This window comes from Pseudomonadales bacterium (genome assembly GCA_024234615.1).
GTDB lineage: Bacteria > Pseudomonadota > Gammaproteobacteria > Pseudomonadales > IMCC2047 > JAJFKB01.
On sequence record JACKNY010000001.1, the window covers coordinates 68286 to 86075 of the forward strand.

A 17790-nucleotide genomic window follows, 5' to 3' on the forward strand; every position below is an offset into this window, starting at 1 on the left:
TGTATGAGCGGCTTGAAACTGTGGTTATTTATCGATGCCGCCCAAGCACATGTATTTGATTTCTAAATAATCGTCCAGGCCGTACTTAGAGCCTTCACGACCGTTGCCGGATTCCTTGACGCCGCCGAAGGGTGCCATTTCATTGGAGATAATGCCTTCGTTAATACCGACAATGCCGTATTCCAGGGCTTCGCCAACGCGCCAGATGCGGCCGATATCGCGCGCGTAAAAATAACAGGCGAGACCGAATTCGGTATCGTTGGCCATTTGGATCGCTTCCGCCTCTGTGCTGAATTTAAACAGCGGCGCCACGGGGCCAAAAATTTCTTCACGAAATACACGCATGTCTGGCGATACATTGGTGAGAATGGTCGGCTCATAAAAGCAAGCGCCTTGGCTGCCGCGCTTACCGCCGGTCACGGCTGTTGCGCCTTTACTCAGCGCGTCCTGTACCAAGGCATCGACGCCGTCAGCGGCGCCTTCGTTCACTAGCGGGCCGATAGTGACGCCGTCCTGATTGCCTTCGCCCATGGTTAACTGAGCCACGGCTTCACCAAATTTGGCGGCAAAGGCATCATAGATTGAATCTTGCACTAGAATGCGGTTGGCACAAACGCAGGTTTGTCCGGCGTTACGGTATTTGCTGACGATGGCTCCCTGCACGGCGGCGTCGAGATCGGCGTCATCAAATACGATGAAGGGTGCGTTGCCGCCCAGCTCCATAGAGGTTTTCTTGACTGTGTTGGCGCATTGCTGAATGAGCAATTTACCGACTTGAGTGGAGCCGGTAAAAGTCAGTTTACGTACTACTGGGCTTTGCGTGAGTTCATGGCCGATTTCCTTGGTAATCCCGGCTACTATGTTAATAACACCCGCAGGAATACCCGCTTGCTCTGCCAGTTCTGCTAATGCCAGTGCCGATAAAGGTGTTTCATTGGCCGGTTTGCATACAACAGTGCATCCCGCCGCCAAAGCCGGGGCGATCTTGCGAGCGAGCATGGCGTTGGGAAAATTCCAAGGTGTGATGCAAGCCACTACGCCGACTGGCTGTTTAATACAGATCAAGCGCTTGTCATTGGCGGGATGAGGAATGGTGTCGCCATAGATACGCTTGCCTTCCTCGGCAAACCATTCAATATAGCTCGCGCCATAGACGATCTCGCCACGTGCTTCAGCCAAGGGTTTGCCTTGTTCGGCAGTGAGGATTTGTGCCAGATCGTCCTGATTTGCCATGACCAGGTTAAACCAGTTGCGGAGTAACAGTGCGCGTTCTTTGGCGGTTTTGTTACGCCATTGTGGTAATGCGGTTTCTGCTGCCGCGATAGCTTTTTTGGTCTCATTAGCACCGCAGCGCGCCACCGACCCTAACACCGCGCCATTGGCGGGATTTGTCACAGTAAAGTTTTCACCGTTATCACTGTCCACCCAGATACCATTGATATAGGCCTGGTGGCGTAATAATGAGGGGTTTTTTAGTGGTATCGTCATTTTGATTTCCTGCGCAATTTTGACATCGAACTATCTCCCCAATAAGGTTATCTATGATGGCAGATGTAGCCAAGCATTTAGCATTAATTGTGAATGGGAGTCCGGCATATTATGCTGTATATTGATATTTATTCGGAATAATGTGCCGATATATGAAAAATAACTCATTGTTTAACAGTAAGTTATTGTTATTGTTTGTGGCAACATATAATTTTGCTGACTTTATCAATTTCTGCCACCTCAATTCCTATCGTAGAGACAGGCGGTCACTGACCCATGCATACCGGACATAAATTAGATCGTATCGATATCAAAATTCTCGCCCACCTACAAACCGATGGGCGCATGAGTAATGTCAAGTTAGCCGAGGCGGTCGCGCTATCGCCGAGCCCTTGTCTACAAAGGGTTAAGCGCCTCGAAAAGCTTGGTTTCATTAAGCGTTATGCCGCTGAAATAGATATTAATTTGATCGGTGAAACCATCCATATTTTTACTCAGATGACGCTTTCCGAGCACCGACTCACCGATCACCAGCATTTCGAGCGGCAGATCACTAAGATACCGCAGATTATGGAGTGTCATTTAATCAGTGGCGGCGGTTTCGACTATTGGCTGAAGTTTGTCTGCCGCAGTATTCAGGAGTATCAGCGAGTGATTCAGGATATGCTTAATGCTGATCTGAAAATAATTAAGTATCACAGCTTTGTTATTATGCGCTCAGTGATTCAACGACGTGATTATCCGGTTAAGGAATTGTGGCGACAGTGATAGACTAGGCTTAGCTATATCAAAATAATAAATTTGATCATTAAAACAGGGTTGACTTCATCATGGCGAGTAACAAAAAACAGCGCCTAATTGTCGGAATTAGCGGTGCGTCAGGCGTTATTTATGGCATTCGTCTATTGCAGGCACTTCAAGAAACTCCCATCGAAAGCCATCTGGTGGTGTCACGCGCTGTTGGCATTACCTTGGGTTACGAAAGTGACATGAATCTGAACGATGTCAAGGCGCTGGCGGATGTCAACTATGCCACCAATGATATTGGCGCGGCTATTTCAAGCGGTTCTTATCGCACGTTGGGGATGATCGTTGCGCCCTGCTCGGTGAAAACTATGTCAGAAATTGCTGCGGGAACGACGACAAATTTACTAACCCGTGCTGCGGATGTGGTGCTTAAGGAGCATCGGCGCCTAGTGTTAATGGTGCGCGAGACGCCTCTGCATTTGGGCCATTTGAGGACGATGACGCAGTTGGCTGAAATGGGCGCTATCATTCAGCCGCCGGTACCGGCTTTTTACGCGAATCCAAAAAATCTGGAAGAAATGGTTAACCACACTATCGGGCGAACTTTGGATCTGTTTGATATCGATACGGAACTAGTCAATAGGTGGCAGGAAGACCCGACCGAGAAGTAAGCAAATAGGCTAGAACCAAAAGCAGGCTCGCACCTGCTTAGGTAGTGTTTACATCAATGGCGTCTTTTCGTGTTGGCCAACAAATCATCCAGCATTTGCGTATGTTCTTCTTCTTCAGCCGCAAATTCAGTCGCCATTTTTTTAATCTCGGCGTCGCTAGAGGACTCTGCGACAGTTTTATAGAACTGCATCGCGCGGACTTCATTTTCGCGTGCATATTCAAGTGCATCGTAAGGGGTTATTGAGTAATCAAAACCTTCTTCACCACCCACTTCAGAGGGAAGGTTGGTCCAACGATACTGCCAGGATTTGAGGCTTGGTAGTTCAATAGAACCTGCTCTTTCTTTTATGGAATCACGGTGCAAACAAGAATAGCGGTTCATGTCACGGAATAATTTAGAAACTTTTTGATTGTCGTGAGCTTCCATCATATCCGCTAATTCTAAATATCTTTCAGCGGCTTCTTCTTCCATGCCGATAGCGAGGGCAAGGAATTCATTCAGGCTGTAGTCCATGGTTTCTTTCCTGCAAAAAAGTAAGGGTTGACTATTATAAGTAACAACTACATAAAAAATCAATTAAATAAATCGTTCCAAGAGGTTGTTCAAAAATAGGCGGCCTTGTCTGGTGGTTATTATTTTGTCATTAACTTCTAGCAAACCGTCTTGTTGAGCTTGGTTAAGAAGCGGCAAAATGCTGCTCAGAGGTAAACCACTATTTTGCTCAAACAGCTCAGGAGCAAAGCCTTGGTTTAACCTCAGCGCATTCATCATAAATTCACCTGGAATTGAGATAGGCGGGATAGTTTTTGGTGGTATTGCCAGGCGAGTTGCCACGTTAAGGTAATCTTTGGGTTGACGCGATTTACGCGTGCGGATAATGAGTTGTTCATCTAGTAGGGTTATTTTGCCATGTGCTCCGGCACCAATGCCAAGATAATCGCCAAACCGCCAATAGTTTAAATTATGCAGTGATTCCCTGCCTGCCTTGCTATAGGCTGATATTTCATATTGTTGATAATCATGCTGTGCTAAAAGCTGAAGACCTTGCTGTTCGATGTGGTGAAGCTGATCATCGTCCGGTAACCTTGGTGGGTTGCTGTAAAACTCGGTGTTGGGTTCAATGGTCAGCTGATACCAGGAAATATGTGCTGGGTTTTGTACGATTGCGGCCTGTAAATCTTCCAATGCTTGTGCGGTGCTTTGTCTAGGAAGGCCATGCATCAGGTCGATATTAATGTTGTCAAAGCCACTTTCCTTGGCTTGGACAATGGCCTGAATCGCTTCTTCGGCGCTATGAATTCTGCCTAGCTGCTTCAGGTGGGTTGGGTTGAAACTTTGCACCCCTACTGATAGGCGATTAATACCGGCTTGTCGAAACCCAGCAAATTTATCCCGTTCAAAAGTGCCAGGGTTGGCTTCCAGGGTGATTTCAATACGGTCGGAAAAATTAATCCGTTGAGCCACGCCGCGTAATATCGTATCTATGCCAGTCACCGAAAGCAGGCTGGGCGTGCCGCCGCCAAAGAAAATCGATTCTAGTGGCCGGCCTTGTACATATTTGATCTCCCGATCAAGGTCTGCAAGTAAGGCGGCGATATAGGCTTGTTCAGGTAAATCGCCGGTGATTGCGTGCGAATTAAAGTCGCAGTAGGGACATTTTTTGATACACCAGGGGATATGTATGTAAAGGCTTAAGGGCGGTAACTGTTTAAACGTTGGCGGCATTTTGCAACTGCGTAACTAGCAGAGCGAGAGCCTTCGCTCTATGGCTGACTTTATTTTTAGTTTCTGGGAGTAGTTCGGCAGAGGTTAGTTTCAATTTAGGACAGAAGAATAAAGGGTCGTAACCAAAGCCGTTGGCGCCCCGCGGTTGCTGAAGAATCTCGCCTTTCCAAACGCCCTGCGCAATCAGTGGCGAAGGGTCTTGCGCATGACGCATATAGACCAAAGCACAATGAAATTGTGCGGTTCTTGGGGCGCCGGGTACTTTTTCTAATTCGCGCAATAGTTTTTCGTTATTCTTTGTATCGTTGGCCTCGAGTCCTGAGTAGCGTGAAGAGTATATTCCAGGCGCACCATTTAGTGCGTCCACGGCAAGGCCTGAATCGTCAGCGAGGGCGGGTAACCCTGACATCTTAGCCGCATGGCGGGCTTTGATAATGGCATTTTCAATAAAGGTTAGACCGGTTTCCTCTACCTCTTCCTGCACAAATTCTGACTGAGGGATAAGTGTCAAGTTTAACGGTGCCAATACTTGCTGAATTTCTTTAAGTTTGCCCAGGTTAGAGCTGGCCAGCACAATCTTCATATTAGTGGTTTTTACTCAGGTGATAGATTGCGGTTTCCGCAAAGCTGTTGGGGGCGAGGTCTTTTAGCAAGCGGTCAGGGAATCGCTGAGCAACCACCTGTCTGTCCAGGATGCAGATATTCTTTTCGTCACACAGAACCTCAAAATCCTTGACCGTACAAAAGTGAATATTAGGCGTGTCGTACCACTGATAGGCAAGCTGTTTGGTCACTGGCATACGACCGCGCAGCGCCAGATAGAGCCGAGCATGCCAGTTGGCAAAATTCGGAAAAGTAACGATACATTCTTTGCCGACGCGTAGCATCTCGTCCAACACCAGGTCCGGACGATGCATTGCTTGCAACGCTTGCGTCATAATCACGGTATCAAAACTATTATTTTTAAAATTGCTGAGGCCGCTGTTGAGATCCTGCTCTATCACATTGACGCCCTTACGAATACATTCGGTAATTTGCTCGGCATCGATTTCGAGTCCGTAACCTAGAACCTTTTTGTTTTCCATCAAAAGCTTTAGCAAGGCGCCATCGCCACAGCCAAGGTCTAATACTCGGCTTTCCGGCGATACCCAGTTTTGAATAATACTTAAATCATTGCGTAGCCTGTTACTCATGCGGATACCTCGTCGGCAACGCGTTGCATATAGGCGCCGAGTAGAGAGAGGTAACGATCAATGGGCAACAAGAAGGCGTCATGGCCCTGAGGGGCGTCGACTTCCGCATAGCAAACATCTTTGCCAGCTGCGATCAACGCGTCGGTAATCTCGCGTGATCGCTCCGGCGCAAAGCGCCAATCCGTGGTGAAAGAAACCACTAGGAATTTACAAAGTGCTTGGCTGAAAGCCTTGACGGGATCGTCTTCGTATTCCCGTGCCAAGTCAAAATAATCGAGAATGCGGGTAATCAGAATATAAGTATTGGCATCGAATACTTCGGAAAACTTATCCCCTTGATAATGCAGATAGCTTTCCACCTCAAATTCGACAGCATTGTAGCTGCCCTGCTGAAAATCACCACTCCGTAATTCGCGGCCAAATTTTTTCCCCATCAAATCATCTGATAGATAGGTCACATGGCCAATCATGCGCGCGAGTGTTAGACCGCGTTTGGGGATAGTATTGTGCTCGGCATAGTTGCCCGCATGAAAGTCCGGGTCAGAACGAATGGCGTTACGGGCAATTTCGTTGAAGGCAATATTCTGGGCCGAAAGTTTCATCGCTGAGGCGATCACCACACAGTGTCTTAGCTTGTCAGGGTATTCCAATGACCAGCGCATCGCCTGCATACCGCCTAAACTACCGCCAACGATGGCGGCCCATTGACTGATATCTAAGTTGTCACCGAGCCTTGCCTGCGCGTGCACCCAATCGCGTGCACGCAAGGGTGGAAAATTCGGCCCCCAGGTTTTGCCGGTCGCCGGGTTGATGCTGCTTGGACCAGTGCTACCATGACAGCCGCCAATATTGTTGGCGCAAACCACGAAAAAACGACGCGTATCGATGGGTTTTCCGGGGCCGATACAGGCATCCCACCAGCCGGGTTTTTCATCACCTTCATGATAACCTGCGGCGTGATGGTTACTGCTGAGGGCATGGCATATCAATACCGCATTAGAACGATCTGCATTGAGTTCGCCATAAGTTTCGTAGGCCAGTTGGTAGTTAGTTAACTCGCGGCCACACGCCAGCGTCAGTGCTTCGTTGAACTGCATCATTTGTGGTTTGACGAGACCCACAGAATTGGCGGGAAAGTTTTTTGGCATGCGTATTTTTATCAGGACTGAACGCGCAGTCTAATGAGCATGCGCGGTAAATTCAATCTTTAGGGAACGTCATAGGCCGAGAATGAGCTGTCGCGGAATACCTAAGACGAGAGCAAGTTGATCAATAACCAGATGTTCGATCAGTTTAATGGCAATGAAGATGAAAATGGGCGATAGATCCAAACCACCGATTGGCGGTATAAGATTGCGCGCGGGGCGCATGATCGGATCAGTAAGTTGTTGTACTAGTGCTGCGCCGGGGCTGTAGCTCTGCGGCGCAACCCAGCTTAAAACGATGACGATAATCAGCGCAAAGAAGTAGATATTCAAAATGGTGGCAGCAAGGCCAACAAAGGCCCAGGACAGTACTAATAAAAAATTAGGTACGCTTTGACCAAGCAGTAAAAACACTAGGCAAATTGCCGCGACTTGGACGATTAGCGCAAGGGTTAGCGAGGACAGATCAATTCCGCCAATACCTGGGATTATTCGACGTAAAGGCCGCAGTGCTGGGTCGGTGATCTTGACAATGGCTTGAGACAACGGATTATAAAAATCCGCACGCGCAATTTGCAGTAAAAAGCGTAACAAAATGGCTAAGAGGTAAAGACTAAATAGTGTTTTGATAAGAAAAATGGCTGCGCCGACAAGTGAATCCACTAGGAATATTCCTTGTTGAATGATTGAAATTTATAATTTGAGTCAGTCGCCACTCGACTGCTCTCCTCAGGTTTCATAAGTGTAGTGGCTAACACTCAGCCCGCCAGTTCTTTGCTGCGAGTGGCTGCGGCTTGAATAGCTTTCGCAAAAAGCTGCACCATCCCGCCCTCCTGCAATTCATGAATTGCAGCTTCGGTAGTGCCGCCCGGCGAAGTGACCCGGCGTCGAAGTTCGGCGGGGTCCAGGTTTTCCGTCAGCGCTAGCTTGGCAGAACCGAGAGCGGTTTGTAGCGTTAGCTTGCGCGCCACCTCAGGAGTTAATCCAAGCTCAATACCGGCTTTCTCTATCGCTTCCATGACGAGAAAAAAGTAAGCGGGGCCGCTGCCCGATAGCGCAACCACTCGATCCATATCGGTTTCATTATCGAACCAAACGGCAATGCCGATGGACTCAAAAATCATTACCGCAAGTGCCTTCTGAATGCTGTTCACCTTGGCATTGGCGTATAAGCCCGTCGCTCCAGTTTGCACTAATGCCGGTGTGTTTGGCATGGTGCGGACAATGGGTAGATTCGATGCCAGCCAGCGTTGAATGTTATTGATGGTGATGCCAGCGGCGATAGAGATAATCAATGGCTGTTTGCCTTGAATATCTGTCGCGATATTAGTTAACACTGGCTGCATGATCTGCGGTTTGACCGCCAGGATAATAGCGTCGGCCTCGGCAATTGCTGTGGCGTTGTTGCGGCTGATATGGATACCATGCTGATCTGAGAGCTTTTTTAGTGCGCTTTCGTTTGGGTCTGAAGCGCAAATGAGGTTGGTTGGAAAACCATTGCTGATCAGTCCACCGATAATACAACTGGCCATATTGCCAGCACCAATAAAGGTTAATTTTGCGGTTTCATTCTGCAATGCAAGCGGCATATGACAATCCTAATTGCGGGAACCAAAAATAGCAGTGCCGATACGCACCATAGTAGCGCCTTCGGCAATCGCGCATTCTAAATCATTTGTCATCCCCATCGATAGAGTATCCAGATTAAATCCTTGATTGTTTAACCGAGACAGCGCTTTTTGTATGGCGGAGAAATCGGCTCGCAGCTCTGATTCTGATCGGTCCGGAGCAGGTATTGCCATTAATCCGCGCAGTTTTAAACGGGGTAAAAGCGAAACTTGTGCAGCCAATTGATCAAGGTCTTCTAGCTTAACGCCCGACTTTGTGTCTTCGTTGCTGATATTAACTTGCAGGCAGATATTGAGTGGGAGTAAATGCTGAGGTCGTTGTTCGTCAAGTCGACGCGCGACTTTGAGCCGGTCAACACTATGAACCCAGTCAAAATGAGCGGCAATTTCCGCTGTTTTATTGGATTGGACTGGTCCGATGAAATGCCAAGTAATGCCGAGGTCCGTCAGCGCCTTTTGTTTTTCGAGCGCCTCTTGTAGATAATTTTCACCGAAATCTTTGATGCCTGTTTGAGCCGCCTTTCTTAGCTCATTTGCGCCTCTCGTCTTGCTAACTGCGATAAGCTGTACTATACCCGGTGTACGGTTGAATTTTTTTTCTGCTGTGCTGATGCGAGCGCGCAATTGAATGATATTATGGGCAATAGGGTTTTGCATGACGACCTGTTTGCTGAAATTGGCTGCAAAGTGCGTATATAAAGTTGGCTTGAAAGGCTAACATTAATTACAAAATAATTGAATGGTGATGAAGTCCTATGGATATTACGGAACTACTTTCGTTTACCGTAAAACAAAATGCGTCTGACTTACATTTGTCGGCCGGTGTGCCGCCAATGATTCGTGTTGATGGGGATGTCCGTCGGGTTAATGTCCCTGCGATGGAACATAAGGAAGTGCATGCGCTGATCTACGATATCATGAACGATAAACAGCGTAAGGATTTTGAGGAATATCTGGAAACGGATTTCTCTTTTGAAGTGCCGGGTGTGGCGCGTTTTCGGGTAAATGCCTTTAACCATAACCGTGGCGCAGGTGCGGTATTTCGGACGATCCCTTCCAAAGTGCTGACGATGGAAGATTTGGGGCTAGGTAAGGTCTTTACGCGACTGGCGACCTTGCCCAGAGGGCTGGTGTTAGTGACTGGGCCAACGGGTTCGGGTAAAAGTACTACGCTGGCGGCGATGATTGATCATGTCAATAACGTTCGCTATGACCACGTGCTGACTATCGAAGATCCAATTGAATTTGTCCATGAAAGCAAAAAATGTCTCGTCAACCAGCGTGAAGTGCATCGTGATACCTATGGTTTCAGCGAAGCCTTGCGATCTGCCTTGCGGGAAGACCCTGATGTGATACTGGTTGGTGAAATGCGGGATTTAGAAACCATTCGGTTAGCCTTAACTGCCGCTGAAACGGGACACCTGGTATTCGGTACCTTACATACGACCTCAGCTGCCAAAACGATAGACCGGATTATTGACGTGTTTCCCGGTGAAGAAAAATCGATGGTGCGCTCCATGTTGTCGGAATCACTACAGGGTGTTATCTCTCAGACATTGTTAAAAAAATGTGGCGGCGGACGGGTTGCGGCTCATGAAATTATGATTTCTACCCCGGCGATCCGAAACCTCATTCGAGAGGATAAAATTGCGCAAATGTATTCGGCAATCCAAACGGGCTCTGCGCATGGTATGGTGACGCTCGATCAGACCTTAAAAGAGATGCTGGCGAAGGGACTCATTACTATGGAGTCGGCGCGGGAAAAAGCGTCCAACCCAGACAGCTTTGCTCGATAATTTAAATTATTGAAAGCAAAAGCCTTCTTCGAGCAGCTAAAGGAGTGACCTTGTGGACCTGAATATGATGTTGAAAATAATGGTGGATAAAAAGGCATCGGACCTTTTTATTACCGCCGGTGTTCCAGCCAGTATTAAGGTTGACGGTGTGATTTCGCATTTAAGTAGCGAACCGATGAGTCCGGAAAAAGCACGTGAAACAGTGCTGGGCGCAATGAATGAAGCGCAACGTAAAGAATTCATGGTGAGTCATGAATGTAACTTTGCGATTAGTGCCCGTGGCGTAGGCCGTTTCCGTGTCAGTGCCTTTTATCAGCGTAACTTGGTGGGCATGGTGTTGCGGCGAATAGAAACGCGAATTCCAATATCCTCTGAGCTGGGGCTGCCGGAGGTAATTGATGAGTTGGCAATGACTAAGCGAGGCTTGGTGCTGTTTGTTGGTGCAACCGGTACTGGTAAATCAACGTCTTTAGCTTCCATGGTTGGGTACCGTAATAATAATGCGAATGGGCATATTATCAGTATTGAAGACCCGATTGAGTATGTTCATCAGCATAAAAACTGTATTGTCACGCAACGAGAAGTGGGCATTGATACGGAAAGCTTTGAAGTTGCGTTGCGCAATACCTTACGACAGGCTCCTGATGTGATTCTGGTAGGTGAAATTCGAACCCGAGAGACGATGGAGCAGTCTATTATCTTTGCCGACACCGGCCACCTGTGTTTAGCAACACTGCACGCGAATAACGCCAACCAGGCCTTTGGACGTATTCTTAACTTCTTCCCCGCCGACCGACATCCACAAATTTGGATGGATTTATCCCTAAACTTGAAAGCAATTGTGGCGCAGCAACTAATTCCCAAACCAGATGGTAAGGGGCGCGCGGTGGTAGTGGAAGTGCTGATTAATACGCCCATCGTGGCGGATATCATCCGCAAAGGGGAAGTGCATTTACTGAAAGAAATTATGGGGCGGTCAACGGAAATTGGTATGCAAACCTTTGATCAAGGGTTATTCAAAGCCTTTAAGAATGGTGATATTACTTACGAAGCGGCGTTAAAGCATGCTGACTCAATGAATGACTTACGCTTGATGATCAAATTAGATTCAGAAACCCACGTGCAAGATGCCATGAATGCCGCAGATAAATTTACGCTTCAAGGGGAGAAAGGCAAGCCGTTTCAGCGTTGAGCCTGGTGCACTCTTTCCCCAGCAAGAAGGGTGAAACAGACCCTTCCGCTCACCTCATTATTCAGCAACGGTGTATTGTGTCCCCGTGAAAATAAGGTCTTTGCTTGCACTTGCCAACGCTCAGTTGGATTAAAAATACAGATATCCGCTGTTTCGCCCACAGCCAAACTACCACTTCCAATATTAGCTGCTGTGGCAGGACCAATCGTCAGTCTCTGAATTAATTCCGGCAGGTCGAGAAGATTTTCCTGAACCAGTTGTAACGCCAAAGGAAGCAGGGTTTCAATAGTGGAAATGCCAGGTGCAGTATCCGCGAACGGAGCCATTTTCGCCGCTATTTCGTGGGGTTGATGATAGGAGCAAATGGCACTGATGACGCCTTCTTTCACGCCTTGCCTGAGTGCATCTCGATCCGATTTCGCTCTGAACGGTGGTTGCACATGATAGAGGGCATTAAAATCATGTATATCTTCCTCGGTGGCGATTAAATGCTGGATGCTTACATCTGCCGTCACCGGTATGCCTCTAGCCTGAGCGGTTGCTATTAGCTCGACCGAGCGAGCAGTTGAAAGCTGGCCAAAGTGTGCCCTTACTCCAGATTGTTCGACCAATAATAGATCGCGTACCAGAGCAACGGTCTCCGCCGTTTCTGGGATGCCCGCTAAGCCCAAGCGCGTACTATAAGAGCCACTGTGAACACAGCCACCTTGCTCCAGCGCGATATCTGTAGAGCTGAAAAATACAGTCATTTGGTGGGTCGCGGCGTACTCTAAACAGCGCAATAATACGGCATTGTCCGCGAAGGGCTGTCGCATATTGGTGATGCCGATACAGCCTGCTTCCTTGAGTGCGTAAATTTCGCTTAACTGTGTGCCTTTAAGCCCATTGGTGATTGCGCCAATGGGTTTGACACGACAGCAACGAACCTGGCGAGCTAGTTCTTGAATCAGCGTGGCGACGGAGGGGGAGTCGATGACTGGCGATGTGTTTGGTGGGCAGCAGAGCGTAGTAACCCCTCCTGCGGCGGCGGCTCGTGTTTCTGTTGTGATGGTTCCTTTATGTTCAAAACCGGGCTCGGGTATGCTGGCAAATAGGTCAATAAAACCGGGACATACGATTAAACCAGCCGCGTTAATCTGGGTGTCTGCGGTAAAGGATTGAGCTGCTTCCCCCAGCGCGGTGACCTTGCCGTCGGCGATATAAATATCGGAGACGGTGTCTATTTCATTGGCGGGATCAATTAAATGCCCACCCTTAATCAGAAGGTTCATCTTGAGGTCTCGCCTGAGAGCTGTGGCGCAAGATTTTGCAGCTCATTCAACGCTTCATTGCGGGCTTGATTCTGGGTGGTTTGACCGCTCATTGCCATCGACATTACCGCCATTCTCACCGCAATGCCGTAACTGACTTGATTGAGAATGACGGATTGTGCACTATCCGCAACTTCCGATTCGATCTCCACGCCGCGATTAATTGGGCCGGGATGCATGACGATAGCTTCCGGGTGCGCGTATTTTAGTTTGTCCTTGGTCAAGCCATAAAGCCGATAAAATTCGTGCTGACTCGGCAACAGGGCTCCCTGCATGCGCTCATTCTGTAAACGCAGCATAATGACTACATCAACACCTGCCAGCCCATCGACCATACGGCTGTAAAGCTTGACTCCGAGCGATTCAACATCGAAGGGTAAGAGCGTGTTGGGAGCAATGACACGAATGTCGGGCACACCTAATATGTTCAGCGCGTGTATTTGCGAGCGCGCTACACGGGAATGCAGAATATCTCCGACGATGGCAACACTCAGTTGCTCAAACTCACCTTTGTGGCGGCGAATGGTGAGCATGTCGAGCATTGCTTGAGTAGGATGTGCATGACGTCCGTCGCCAGCGTTGATAATAGCTATTTCCGGAGTGACTTGTTCCGCAATGAAATGCGGCGCACCACTCAGCGCGTGGCGAACGATAAACATATCGCTTGCCATGGCTTCGAGGTTTTTTAGGGTGTCGAGCAACGATTCGCCTTTGGTGGTGGCGGAGGTGCTAATGTTTAAATTGAGGACGTCCGCAGATAGGCGTTTGGCAGCAAGTTCAAAGGTGGTGCGGGTGCGGGTGCTAGGCTCAAAAAATAAATTAACAACGGTTTTTCCGCGTAGCAACGGTACCTTTTTGACAGACTGCTGTTCCATGCTAATAAAGGAATCGGCAGTATCAAGAATTTCGGTTAGAAGCGAGGCGGGTAAGCCTTCAATAGTGAGAAAATGGCGGAGTTGACCGCTGTCGGTAAGCTGAATTTGTGGTGATTCGGCAATAGGCCCCATAGGTCGCGTAGTTTAAACAATTTTCAGCGGATTGCGAAAACATATTATAAATATTTTCGTGATTAAAAAAGCCTTTGCTGCAGACCAATTAATCAAGGTTTTCCTAAGTGCTTTCCTGCTCCAATGACTTGATTTTCAGACTTAAATTCTCAGGACCATAAAGTTTTACGCGTTGATTTGACGGTAAATCTAAGACTTGCCCAACAATATCTGCTTTGATAGGTAGTTCGCGTGCGTTGAGATCGACTAATGCCACTAATGTGATGCTAGCTGGTCGGCCGTACTCAAATAATACGTTTAACGCAGCGCGAATAGTACGTCCTGTCATCAGCACATCATCGATGAGGATAATATGGCGCCCTTCCGTTGAAGCAGGCAATGTTGAAGGCTTTACGTTAGGGTTCAAACCCGCCTGAGTGAAATCATCGCGATAAAATGAAATATCCAGGGTGCCGAGGGGATCGTTCACCTTGTGGATTTGGGTAAGAGCATCATGTATTCGTTGTGCTAGCCATACACCACCGGTATGAATACCTATGATTAACGGGTTGGTAATAGATTTGGCCGACATATGGTCGAGTAGTTGCTGTTGAATACCTGCCAATAATTGACTGACTGGGATGAGCGCCATGTCAACTCTCCTTTACAATAGTTTGTTGCTGGAACCAGCTCTCCAAAATCAGCTTTGCGGCCAAGCTATCGACACTGGTAATGTTATATGTTGCTGCAGCCTCGCTCGCGAGTTCTGACTTGGCGGCAAAGGTAGAAAGGCGTTCGTCCATACCATAGCTTGGTTTGTGATAACGTCCATGTAGTCGATGACAAAATTTTCTGGCGCGCACAGCCATCTCACTGCTACTGTCGTCCATGTTCAAGGGAATACCGACGACAAAGGCATCTGGTTGCCATTGTTTAATCAGTGAGGTTAGCAGCTGCCAATCTGGAATGCCATCTTTTGCTGAAAGTGCTGCTAATGGTGTTGCGGTGCCAGTTACTTCTTGCCCGATAGCTACTCCAATCCGTTTTGTGCCAAAATCAAAGGCCAAAATACGACGCGGTTGCTGTGAGATTTTATCGGTACTCAATGACGGTGGCGTTCCTGTTAGGCGTGCCCGGTTTGAGGGCTAATCTGTTCTAAACTGATGCCGAGTATATGCGCGGCGGCATCTAATCGTTTCTCGTAAGGGGTGTGAAAAATAATTTCAGAATTGGCAGGCGCCGTTAGCCAGTAATTATTGATAATTTCCTGTTCAAGTTGTCCCGCGCCCCAACCGGCATAGCCTAAGGCCACTAAGCATTCTTCAGGGCCATCATCTTTAGCAATCGAAGCCAAAATATCCTTCGAGGTTGTCAGGCAGATTTCGTCGGTGATAAATAAAGTGGAGTCCCATTTTTTATTGCTTGAGTGTAGGATGAACCCCCGATCTGTTTGCACAGGGCCGCCCGCGTAGATAGGGTCGATGGCGTGGAGGCTATCATCGGAGTTGATATTCAACTGGTTAAAAATTTCAGACAAGGCAATTCCTGTGGGGCGATTGATGACGAGCCCCATTGCGCCAAGCTCGTCATGTTCGCAGATATAGGTTACTGTGCTGGCAAAGCCAGACCCACCCATATGCGGCATTGCGATAAGGAATTGGTTCTTCAGTGAGTGTGGGGCACTTTTTCTCATGTTTCAAATATGAGGGTGATTAGCGTAAAAATCAAGCACCTATTTAGCAGCCTATTACAGGATACTGCTTGTTTGCCAAGTTATAAAAAACATACTAATGCGATGGTGCTCCTACATTCGTCCTGTTTTCGGTTGATGGTTGTATCTGTCTGGAAGCTTATCGAAGAAGGTGCGGCGGAGGATATGGTGTTGAAAACGACTTAAAACCCCACAATGCTTACGGGAGCGTTGAGTGTAGGTGAATTGATCGGGGATATCCTAGAGTACCGGGGTATGGCCGTCTTTGCTGAATAACCAGGTTCTGGTTATTTCCAGTTCATCGTATTCACGCTTGAGCTCATCGGGGAAGGGGGCAAAGGGCTCAGCCAAACGTACGATACGAATTGCCGCGTCATCAAGAACTTTATGGCCGGATGAACGCAGCACACGAATATCCTTAATATGTCCATTTGGCAATAGTGCTACTGCTACGCGTAAATCACCGTAGATATTTCTGCGACGGGCTTCTTCTGGATAATTAAGGCGGCCAACGCGATGAATTTTTTTTATCCATTGCTTCACATAGTAGGCATCGGCGGTTTTTAGAGAGGATACGGAACTGACTCGGCGGATGCGTGTATTTTTAGTTTGTAGCTGTTCTCTGATATCCAATTTCGCATCTAGGCTGGCAAGCTCAAGACTGCGTTCCAATAGCGATATTTCTTGCGTTAGGTCTTCCAGCGCCTCGGTTTTGGCTTCTTGCTGCTCTAGATCAACCACTTTTTGTGTTGATTCGTTTATGGTCGAAATCTGAGTAATTTGTTGTTTTACCTCCGCCGAAACAGCTGTAGGAGGTGTTTGCTCGGAAACTTCATTAATTTCATGCTCGATGTACTCAGTTGGCTCAAGAATACTCGGTAGCGCTTTTTCCTCCAATTCACCACCGCCGAGCTGGTTTTCCTGCGCCATGTAATCGGCTTTCTTCGGTGGTTTTGTGTCTGGGTTATGGGCTAGTGTCACTTCAATCACGGGTGCTTGATTGCGATTAATATAAAAGTCGAAGCCAATTCCCAGGATGATAGAAGCATGAACGGCCAACGCGACAAAAACAGTAAAACAAAGACGATCGCCGCTCTGAATATTGGGGCTAAAGTAGCCGTTGGGAGCTGAATTTGCTGTAGCCGTCGTCATAGTGAAAGGGCTAAATTAAATATCTCTTAAACATGGATGAATAAACACAGATTATTGCTTAAACTCCGGCCAGTTTTGCGCTGATGCAATCCATCAGGCTTCCAGCAATATCAAGCGAGTAAGCCTTATCCAGTTCGCGAATGCAGGTAGGGCTTGTCACATTAATTTCCGTTAAATAATCGCCGATCACATCTAAACCAACAAAAAGTAGGCCGGTGGCCTTTAGTGTAGGCGCGACTTGCGCACATATCCAGCGGTCTCGTTCGTTGAGTGCTAATGCTTGCCCGGTACCTCCTGCTGCCAGGTTGCCGCGGTTTTCTCCCGCCAGAGGTATTCGTGCCAAGGCGTAAGGTACCGGCTCACCATCAATAACCAGAATGCGCTTATCGCCATTGACTATTTCCGGGATAAATTTCTGCGCCATAATTTGGCGTTGGCCATGCTGAGTAAGGGTTTCCAAGATCACATTAATATTGGGGTCATTTTGCTGTACACGGAATATGCTCATTCCTCCCATGCCATCCAAAGGCTTAAAAATGACATCACGCTGTTGGGCGTGGAAGGCTTTAAGGCGCTGAGTGTCTCGACTGACTAAAAGTGGAGGACAGCACTGTGGAAATTGGGTGGCAAAGAGTTTTTCATTAAAGTCGCGCAAACTTTGTGGGCGGTTAACCACTAAAACGCCATTTTTTTCGGCGTATTCAAGCATCTGGGTTGTATAGAGAAACTCATTGTCAAAGGGGGGATCCTTGCGCATTATGATTACGTTTAGTGCCGTCAGTGGTTTATCCTGTGCTTCGCCTAGATCAAACCAATGTTTTGGGTCGGCGAATACTTTTAATTCGCACATTCTTGCCATGGCGACGCCATCAGCCAGGAATAAATCCTTTTGCTCCATGTAGTTAATCTTCCAGCCACGCTTTTTTGCCGCCAATAACATGGCGAGAGTGCTGTCTTTTTTGTAGTTAATGGCTCCAATCGGGTCCATCACTACGCCTAGTTCTATTGTCATCCATTGCCCTTAAAATTACGCTGAAAGAGCCA

20 protein-coding genes are annotated in these 17790 nt (G+C 47.8%); 4 read left to right on the plus strand and 16 right to left on the minus strand.

The genetic code is table 11. The features are described 5' to 3' along the window. Window positions 1-24: 24 nt before the first annotated feature. Complete coding sequence (locus tag H6995_00320) at window positions 25-1488, minus strand: NAD-dependent succinate-semialdehyde dehydrogenase (GenBank protein MCP5213439.1); 1464 nt, start codon at window positions 1486-1488, stop codon at window positions 25-27. A 276-nt stretch (window positions 1489-1764) separates the two neighbouring features. Between H6995_00320 and H6995_00325 the strand changes: the two genes are divergently transcribed. Both H6995_00325 and H6995_00330 read left to right on the plus strand, forming a co-directional pair. Then, window positions 1765-2256 carry an Lrp/AsnC family transcriptional regulator gene (locus tag H6995_00325; GenBank protein ID MCP5213440.1) on the plus strand — a complete coding sequence of 164 codons (492 nt, stop codon included), beginning with the start codon at window positions 1765-1767 and terminating at the stop codon, window positions 2254-2256. A 62-nt stretch (window positions 2257-2318) separates the two neighbouring features. After that, window positions 2319-2906, plus strand: a complete 588-nt coding sequence (locus H6995_00330) for a UbiX family flavin prenyltransferase (GenBank protein ID MCP5213441.1) — start codon at window positions 2319-2321, stop codon at window positions 2904-2906. Window positions 2907-2959: 53 nt separating this feature from the next. Here H6995_00330 and H6995_00335 read toward each other — a convergent pair whose 3' ends face one another. The 8 genes from H6995_00335 to H6995_00370 form a co-directional block, all read right to left on the minus strand. Beyond that, window positions 2960-3421: a ferritin family protein gene (locus H6995_00335; GenBank protein ID MCP5213442.1), complete on the minus strand. Its 462-nt coding sequence runs from the start codon at window positions 3419-3421 to the stop codon at window positions 2960-2962. A 63-nt stretch (window positions 3422-3484) separates the two neighbouring features. Then, complete coding sequence (hemW, locus tag H6995_00340) at window positions 3485-4633, minus strand: radical SAM family heme chaperone HemW (GenBank protein ID MCP5213443.1); 1149 nt, start codon at window positions 4631-4633, stop codon at window positions 3485-3487. Then, complete coding sequence (gene rdgB / locus H6995_00345; GenBank protein ID MCP5213444.1) at window positions 4617-5216, minus strand: RdgB/HAM1 family non-canonical purine NTP pyrophosphatase; 600 nt, start codon at window positions 5214-5216, stop codon at window positions 4617-4619. Before rdgB ends, hemW begins: the two co-directional genes overlap by 17 nt. 1 nt (window position 5217) lies before the next feature. Beyond that, on the minus strand, window positions 5218-5826 hold the full coding sequence (gene metW / locus H6995_00350; GenBank protein ID MCP5213445.1) for a methionine biosynthesis protein MetW: 609 nt from the start codon (window positions 5824-5826) through the stop codon (window positions 5218-5220). Further along, window positions 5823-6974: a homoserine O-acetyltransferase gene (locus H6995_00355; protein ID MCP5213446.1), complete on the minus strand. Its 1152-nt coding sequence runs from the start codon at window positions 6972-6974 to the stop codon at window positions 5823-5825. The genes metW and H6995_00355 overlap by 4 nt, the downstream gene beginning before the upstream one ends. A gap of 69 nt (window positions 6975-7043) precedes the next feature. Beyond that, a complete protein-coding gene (locus tag H6995_00360; GenBank protein ID MCP5213447.1) occupies window positions 7044-7634 on the minus strand; it encodes a YggT family protein in 591 nt (196 codons plus the stop codon). 95 nt (window positions 7635-7729) lie between these two features. After that, the gene (locus tag H6995_00365; GenBank protein ID MCP5213448.1) at window positions 7730-8560 is read right to left on the minus strand and encodes a pyrroline-5-carboxylate reductase; all 831 of its coding nucleotides are present in this window, start codon (window positions 8558-8560) and stop codon (window positions 7730-7732) included. Window positions 8561-8569: 9 nt separating this feature from the next. Then, window positions 8570-9256, minus strand: a complete 687-nt coding sequence (locus tag H6995_00370; GenBank protein MCP5213449.1) for a YggS family pyridoxal phosphate-dependent enzyme — start codon at window positions 9254-9256, stop codon at window positions 8570-8572. A 98-nt stretch (window positions 9257-9354) separates the two neighbouring features. Here H6995_00370 and H6995_00375 point away from each other — a divergent pair, with 98 nt between their 5' ends. Next, window positions 9355-10395, plus strand: coding sequence for a type IV pilus twitching motility protein PilT (locus H6995_00375; GenBank protein MCP5213450.1), 1041 nt, complete (start codon window positions 9355-9357; stop codon window positions 10393-10395). Between the two features lie 52 nt (window positions 10396-10447). Continuing rightward, window positions 10448-11587: a PilT/PilU family type 4a pilus ATPase gene (locus H6995_00380; protein ID MCP5213451.1), complete on the plus strand. Its 1140-nt coding sequence runs from the start codon at window positions 10448-10450 to the stop codon at window positions 11585-11587. Here H6995_00380 and H6995_00385 read toward each other — a convergent pair. From H6995_00385 to gshB, 7 genes are all read right to left on the minus strand, one after another. Continuing rightward, entirely contained in the window at window positions 11578-12858 is a 1281-nt protein-coding gene (locus H6995_00385; GenBank protein MCP5213452.1) for a dihydroorotase, read from the minus strand. The genes H6995_00380 and H6995_00385 overlap by 10 nt on opposite strands. Then, window positions 12855-13904 (minus strand): aspartate carbamoyltransferase catalytic subunit, encoded by a 1050-nt coding sequence (locus tag H6995_00390; protein MCP5213453.1) that lies wholly within the window; start codon window positions 13902-13904, stop codon window positions 12855-12857. The genes H6995_00385 and H6995_00390 overlap by 4 nt, the downstream gene beginning before the upstream one ends. 103 nt (window positions 13905-14007) lie before the next feature. Continuing rightward, window positions 14008-14535 (minus strand): bifunctional pyr operon transcriptional regulator/uracil phosphoribosyltransferase PyrR, encoded by a 528-nt coding sequence (gene pyrR, locus H6995_00395; protein ID MCP5213454.1) that lies wholly within the window; start codon window positions 14533-14535, stop codon window positions 14008-14010. A 1-nt stretch (window position 14536) separates the two neighbouring features. Next, window positions 14537-14974, minus strand: coding sequence for a Holliday junction resolvase RuvX (gene ruvX / locus H6995_00400; GenBank protein MCP5213455.1), 438 nt, complete (start codon window positions 14972-14974; stop codon window positions 14537-14539). Window positions 14975-15006: 32 nt separating this feature from the next. Further along, a complete protein-coding gene (locus H6995_00405; protein ID MCP5213456.1) occupies window positions 15007-15576 on the minus strand; it encodes a YqgE/AlgH family protein in 570 nt (189 codons plus the stop codon). A gap of 258 nt (window positions 15577-15834) precedes the next feature. Beyond that, on the minus strand, window positions 15835-16746 hold the full coding sequence (locus H6995_00410) for an energy transducer TonB (protein ID MCP5213457.1): 912 nt from the start codon (window positions 16744-16746) through the stop codon (window positions 15835-15837). 58 nt (window positions 16747-16804) lie between these two features. Continuing rightward, on the minus strand, window positions 16805-17758 hold the full coding sequence (gene gshB, locus H6995_00415) for a glutathione synthase (protein ID MCP5213458.1): 954 nt from the start codon (window positions 17756-17758) through the stop codon (window positions 16805-16807). Between the last annotated feature and the right edge of the window lie 32 nt (window positions 17759-17790).